The 6367-nt window shown below is 44.0% G+C and carries 5 protein-coding genes; 3 read left to right on the top strand and 2 right to left on the bottom strand.

The annotated features are described in order from the left end of the window. The first annotated feature begins 309 nt into the window (after positions 1-309). Positions 310-1383, top strand: a complete 1074-nt coding sequence (locus tag QUA16_RS13330) for a DMT family transporter (protein ID WP_333103794.1) — start codon at positions 310-312, stop codon at positions 1381-1383. 33 nt (positions 1384-1416) lie between these two features. Here QUA16_RS13330 and QUA16_RS13325 read toward each other — a convergent pair whose 3' ends face one another. Then, positions 1417-2088: a phage tail protein gene (locus QUA16_RS13325; protein ID WP_333103795.1), complete on the bottom strand. Its 672-nt coding sequence runs from the start codon at positions 2086-2088 to the stop codon at positions 1417-1419. Position 2089: 1 nt separating this feature from the next. Further along, positions 2090-3259 carry an AAA family ATPase gene (locus QUA16_RS13320; RefSeq protein WP_333103796.1) on the bottom strand — a complete coding sequence of 390 codons (1170 nt, stop codon included), beginning with the start codon at positions 3257-3259 and terminating at the stop codon, positions 2090-2092. A gap of 47 nt (positions 3260-3306) precedes the next feature. Here QUA16_RS13320 and QUA16_RS13315 point away from each other — a divergent pair, with 47 nt between their 5' ends. Then, positions 3307-4176, top strand: a complete 870-nt coding sequence (locus QUA16_RS13315) for a M28 family peptidase (RefSeq protein ID WP_333103797.1) — start codon at positions 3307-3309, stop codon at positions 4174-4176. A gap of 217 nt (positions 4177-4393) precedes the next feature. Beyond that, positions 4394-6367, top strand: a 1974-nt coding sequence (locus QUA16_RS13310; RefSeq protein ID WP_445252165.1) for a hydantoinase/oxoprolinase family protein, incomplete at its 3' end; no start/stop codon positions are given.

Raw genomic sequence — 6367 nt, 5'->3', positions numbered from 1 at the left:
ACAAGAAATTGCTTGATTGTGGAACAGGCATCTTGCCTGTTCCAGATTGTTGGCCACAGGCAAGATGCCTGTTGCACAAGAAATTGCTTGATTGTGGAACAGGCATCTTGCCTGTTCCAGATTGTTGGCCACAGGCAAGATGCCTGTTGCACCTTGATTTTGTGGAACAGGCATCTTGCCTGTTCCAGATTGGCCGAGGTTTGTGCGATCGCACTTCACCCAACACCAATATATAATTGTAAAAATTGCTTAACAAAACTACATCATCCCCACGAGAATCAATCTCATCAATTATTTGGAGCCATCCCCATGCAGCTAAAGCTTACCGATTCAAAACTGCCTTTTGCCCCGCTGTTGCTAATTGCGCCGTTTTTCCTGTGGGGAACCGCGATGGTAGCCATGAAAGGGGTGATGCCGCACACAACGCCGCTGTTTGTGGCATTCGTGCGTTTAGTACCTGCGGGCGTGTTGGTGCTGCTGGCGGCGGCATTCATGGGAAAACCGCAGCCGCAGGGTTGGAAAGCTTGGCTGTGGATTTCGCTGTTTGCTTTGGTTGACGCTACTTTGTTTCAAGGTTTTTTAGCCGAAGGTTTGGCGAGAACCGGTGCGGGTTTGGGTTCGGTGATGATTGACTCTCAACCGCTAGCTGTGGCGATTTTATGTTTGTGGCTGTTTCAAGAAAAAATTGGTTTTTGGGGCTGGTTGGGATTAGTTATTGGCGTTGCGGGCATCAGTTTGATCGGGTTGCCCGATGGCTGGATTTTGGGGCTTTTTCATCCTGAAAACAGGGAGGTTTCTGCGGGTATCGAACAGTTGTTCCAGGGTGGAGAATGGTTGATGCTGTTGGCTGCTTTGTCGATGGCTGTGGGTACGGTTTTGGTGCGCTGGGTTTGCCGTTATGTTGACCCGGTGGTGGCGACTGGTTGGCACATGATTTTTGGCGGTTTGCCGCTGTTGGCAATTTCGGCGGCAACTGAGTCTGAGCAGTTTGTGAATATCGATTTTTCCGGCTGGATGGCGTTAGCTTATTCTACTGTGTTCGGAAGTGCGATCGCCTACGGTTTATTCTTTTATTTTGCTTCGAGTGGCAGTCTAACCAGTTTAAGTTCTCTTACCTTTCTTACGCCTGTATTTGCTTTGCTGTTCGGCAATTTGTTCTTGGGCGAAGTCCTCAATCCGCTGCAATCGATGGGAGTGGGGCTGACTTTGGTTAGTATTTATTTGATTAACCAGCGGGATACTTTGGGTGAGAAATTGAAGAAAATGCGGCACGGTGAAGCGAGTGCAGAAGTTGAAGCAACAGGATTGTTAGAGTCGTCTGAGTTGAATTCTGTAGAATTACCCGTGCAGTTGCGGGTTAGCGAATTGGAATCAGAAGTTTAGCAGGTGGAAAACTTTAGGCCAAATTGCCTAAATTTACCACTCGTCTTCTAAAGGAATAACAATTTTCTTGCTTTCAATATCTACTACAAAACTTGTCAAACTGGGATTGTGTTGGTAACAAGCCATCAAATCCTTATGCTTGCGATATTGTTTGGAAATGTCCCGATAATATTCAGGCTTTTTGGCGTCAATTGTAAAATCATGTTTCTTTACAAGCTCCTTATTTAACGTTTCTAAACAATTTTTGAATTTAGACTTTTTGTTGTCTTTATAATACAGTGGCAGCAACCAACACTCAATAGAGTGTACTGATATAGCCCAAATAATTCGCTGTTGACATTGACTGTAGAAATATTCGCCAATTTCCTCTTTAAACTTTTCGATAACTTTTTCAATCAACTCTTTAGGAGTAAATTCACCATTTTCATCTTGCTGTGGGATACCATACTCTTCTGAAACATCCGTATCTATTTGGATAATTATATAGTCATTAAATTGAAACGCTTCTTGAAAATCTTTTAAACGGCAATAAGCAAAAACTTGACTCCAACTACCATAACCTTTAAATTTGTTTTCATCTTTTTTATCTCTTTCTGGTTGAAGCGGTCTAATATCTAGATCGGGATTCTTGAAATATCCTGCTAAAATATTTTCAATCACAATCTGGTCAGTCAATCCCTCAGTAATTAATCCAAAACTAATCATATTAAAAATTCTTAGGAAGTCCTCCGATATAGCCCCTCAAAAAAGCCTCGGATAATTTTACAGGTTCCTGTCCTTCGAGAGGTTCAGGTTTGAGGATGCGTCTGGCTTTAGTATGTCCTAATTGGTTGCGATAAATGACAAACAGCCGCTGTTCATCATCATCTAAATCCAAACCGTCCAAAACTGCCGGGTTGTGGGTTGTGAATATAACTTGTTTGTCGTGTTTTTTTGCTAATTCGACTAATTCTTGCATTAATCTGCGACATAATCTGGGGTTGAGGGAAGCATCAATGTTATCTATTGCAAAAAAATTAGGTGTGAGATCGCTAATAAATAAAGCGAAGTAAAAAAGCAAAAATAAAAAGCCTTCATTAGAGCTTCTTTGGTCAAAGTAAGTTAAATCAGGGTATAAGTACCTATCTTTAATTTGGAGAAAATTTTGAAGATGTGATAAATTTAGAGTAGCTTCAAAATCTTGAAACCAATCTATCAATTGTAGCTTTTTTTTGATTTCATTAACCTGCTCTTGGTTATCATCGGAAGTCAAAAATTTTAATAGTTTAAACAAACCTTCTCCATTAATCCCTAATGGTTGAATTTGACCTTCTTTTTCAAAAGTTCGTAAAGCTTGGTTTTCAGGAGAATAGATTATAAATTCATTAAGGTTAATAATCCTAATAAATGATTGTGCATCTTTGAGAACTCTTGAGAATTCTTGTTCAGAAGATTCGGTTTGGTCTAATAAAATAGCTCTTATTTTTTCTGCTCCACCGTATTTTTGAATAACAATATTAATAGCATTTTTTATAGAGGTTTCACTATCACCCAAAAAGTTGTTACTAACCCACTGAGAATAGGGAGAATTATCATTTTGCAAAATACAACTAAATGGTTGTCCCTCATTCCCTTTTAACTCAATTTTGATATCTTTAACCAAGTTTTCCATTTCAAAAGCCGATCGCATAAATTGAGGTTCTGTAACTCTGATGCCCCGAGATGCTAAAAACTCGTTATCCAGCTTGTCATCAGCCGCCGCAGAAGCAAGGGCGATCGCCTCTAGGATATTACTCTTGCCGCAGCCATTTTCACCGATCAATACAGTTACTCGTCCTAATTCTAGCTTCAGCTTTTGAATCGACTTATAATTTTCGATTCTGACTTCTCCAATCATAATTCAATCCCATATAATCTTAATGTACTCATTGTATCTGCGATCGCATGGATCTCAAGGAACGCTTGCACAGCCATCTGATTCAAATTGTACGCGATCGCAATCCATACCTCGCATCCGAAGGGCATTTTTATGCTCAGCAATACATCCGCGAACAGTTGGCACAGTGGGGAACTGTAGAAATTGACGATTTTTCCGTGCGCGGGCGAATTCATCACAATTTGATTTTGGATTTACCCCCCCTCAGTCCCCCCCTTGCTAAGGGGGGGAAGCAAGAAAAGAAGCAAGAAAAGCCGATCGTAATTGGTGCTCATTACGATACTGTACCCGGATCGCCTGGGGCCGATGATAATGCTACTGGTGTTGCTGTTTTGCTGGAACTCGCAAGGGATATCGCATCTGGGCCGCTCAAATATCCAGTGCAATTAGTCACCTTCGATATGGAAGAATACGGTTATTTGGGAAGCAGTCATCATGCAGCTAAATACAAGCAACAGCAAGAGTCAATCCGGTTAATGATTTCTTTGGAAATGTTGGGTTATTGCAACCATAATCCTAATTCTCAAAGCTATCCCGCTGGCTTGAAATATTTTTATCCCAATAGTGGCAATTTTATTGCTTTAATTGGCACTTTGCGGACGGTTCCCGATTTGATTAATTTGAGTGGCAAAATTCGCAAATCTGGTCAGCCCTGCGAGTGGCTGCCGGTGCCGAATCGAGGTTTAATTGTCCCCGATCCTCGCCGCAGCGATCATGTTCCTTTTTGGGATAATGGTTATCCGGCTATTATGGTGACTGATACTGCTAATATGCGAAATCCGCATTATCATCGAGAAAGTGATAGGATTGAGACTTTGGATTTGGATTTTCTGGCTGGTGTTTGTCAGGGGTTGGTTGAGGGCATTCGACATTTATAGGAATTTTATTTGAACTGACATTTTGTACCTCGATCGAGAACAGGCAAGATGCCTGTTCCACAAGAGATAAATTGTATTGTGGGGTGGGCATCCTGCCCGCCCATAAAAGGCTGATTAACATTTATGATCGAGAACAGGCAAGATGCCTGTTCCACAAGAGATAAATTGTATTGTGGGGTGGGCATCCTGCCCGCCCATAAAAGGCTGATTAACATTTATGATGGATAATGATATGAATGCTGTTTTTGACGATCGCACTCGCTGGCAATTCTGGATCGATCGCGGTGGCACTTTTACCGATATTGTCGCCAACAGCCCCGACGGTAAATTAGTCATTCACAAGCTGCTATCGGAAAACCCAGAACGCTACACCGATGCCGCAGTTCAAGGAATTCGCGATATTTTGGGAATTGCAGCAGATGTTCCCATACCCGCCGCCGAAATTGAAGCGATTAAAATGGGGACGACGGTGGCGACAAATGCTTTGCTGGAACGAAAGGGCGATCGCACAATTCTGTTAATTACTAAAGGTTTCGGCGATGCGCTGAGAATTGGCTATCAAAACCGCCCGAATATTTTCGCGCGTCACATTGTTTTGCCCCAGATGCTGTACGATCGAGTTATTGAAGTTGCAGAACGCTACAGCGCTCAAGGTGAGGAGTTAACTGCTGTCAATTCCGAGTTTATCCCGTCTTTGCAGCAAGCATACGATGAGGGAATTCGCAGTTGTGCGATCGTATTCATGCACGGCTACCGCTACTCGGAACACGAAAAACAAGTTGCTAAAATAGCGAAAGAAATTGGCTTTACTCAAATTTCAGTATCTCACGAAGTTAGCCCGCTGATGAAACTGGTTTCGCGGGGAGATACTGCGGTTGTCGATGCTTATTTATCTCCGATTTTACGTCGATACGTCGAACAAGTAATCAGTCAGTTATCTGTAGGGGCGGTGCCCCCGTGCCCGCCCTCTTCCTCCCCGTGCCCGCCCTCTTCCTCCCCGTGCCCGCCCTCTTCCTCCCCGTGCCCGCCCTCATCCTCCTCCCCGTGCCCGCCCCCCAAATTAATGTTTATGCAATCAAACGGCGGCTTAGTGGATGCGGCACAATTTCAAGGAAAAAACAGTATTTTATCCGGGCCTGCTGGGGGAATTGTCGGTGCGGTTCAAACCAGCAAAAAGGCAGGTTTTGATAAAATTATTACCTTTGATATGGGCGGAACTTCGACAGATGTTGCCCATTTTAACGGCGAATACGAACGCGAATTTGAGACGGAAATTGCTGGGGTAAGATTGCGATCGCCCGTGATGGCAATTCACACTGTAGCAGCCGGCGGCGGTTCAATTGTCTTTTTTGACGGGGCTCGCTACCGCGTCGGGCCGGAGTCTGCAGGGGCCAATCCTGGGCCTGCTTGCTATCGCAAAGGCGGCCCCTTGACGGTGACTGATTGCAATGTGATGTTGGGTAAAATTCAACCGGATTTTTTCCCCAAAGTATTTGGATTGAATGGAGATTTGCCGATCGCCCCTGACGTAGTAAAGCAAAAATTTGGGCAATTAGCGGGGGAAATTGGGGGCGAGAGGACGGCCGAAGAGGTGGCGGAGGGTTTTTTGGCGATCGCAGTGGAAAAGATGGCAAATGCTGTCAAAAAAATCTCGCTTCAGCGCGGTTACGATGTTTCGGAGTATACATTGTGCTGTTTCGGCGGTGCGGGCGGCCAACACGCTTGTGCGATCGCCGATGCTTTGGGGATGAAACGGGTATTTATTCACCCTTATGCGGGTGTGTTGTCGGCTTACGGTATGGGTTTGGCTGATGTGCGGGCTATTCGCGAAAGGGCGATCGAGCAACAATTAAATGCAGAATTATTAGCTGATTTACATTATATTTTAGCCGAATTGGAGGCTGAGGGAAAGAGGGAATTGAACCGCAGAGGCGCAGAGAACACAGAGAAAGAGTCAGAGGTTTTAGTTGTTAGCAATTTGCGCTTAAAATATCAGGGAAGTGACTCTGTTTTGGCGGTCAATTTTGCTGACAATATTGAGGCGATGCAGGCTGAATTTGAAGCAGCCCACCGACAGCGTTACAGTTTTATTATGCCAGAAAAACCGCTGATTGTGGAAGCGGTTTCGGTGGAAGTTGTAGAAAAAATGGATGTGCCGGAAGCATCCCAAATTTCCCCCTCTTGTGGCACA

This window comes from Microcoleus sp. S13_C3 (assembly GCF_036700905.1).
Lineage (GTDB): Bacteria > Cyanobacteriota > Cyanobacteriia > Cyanobacteriales > Microcoleaceae > Microcoleus.
This window is presented reverse-complemented; position numbering and strand designations above follow the sequence as displayed.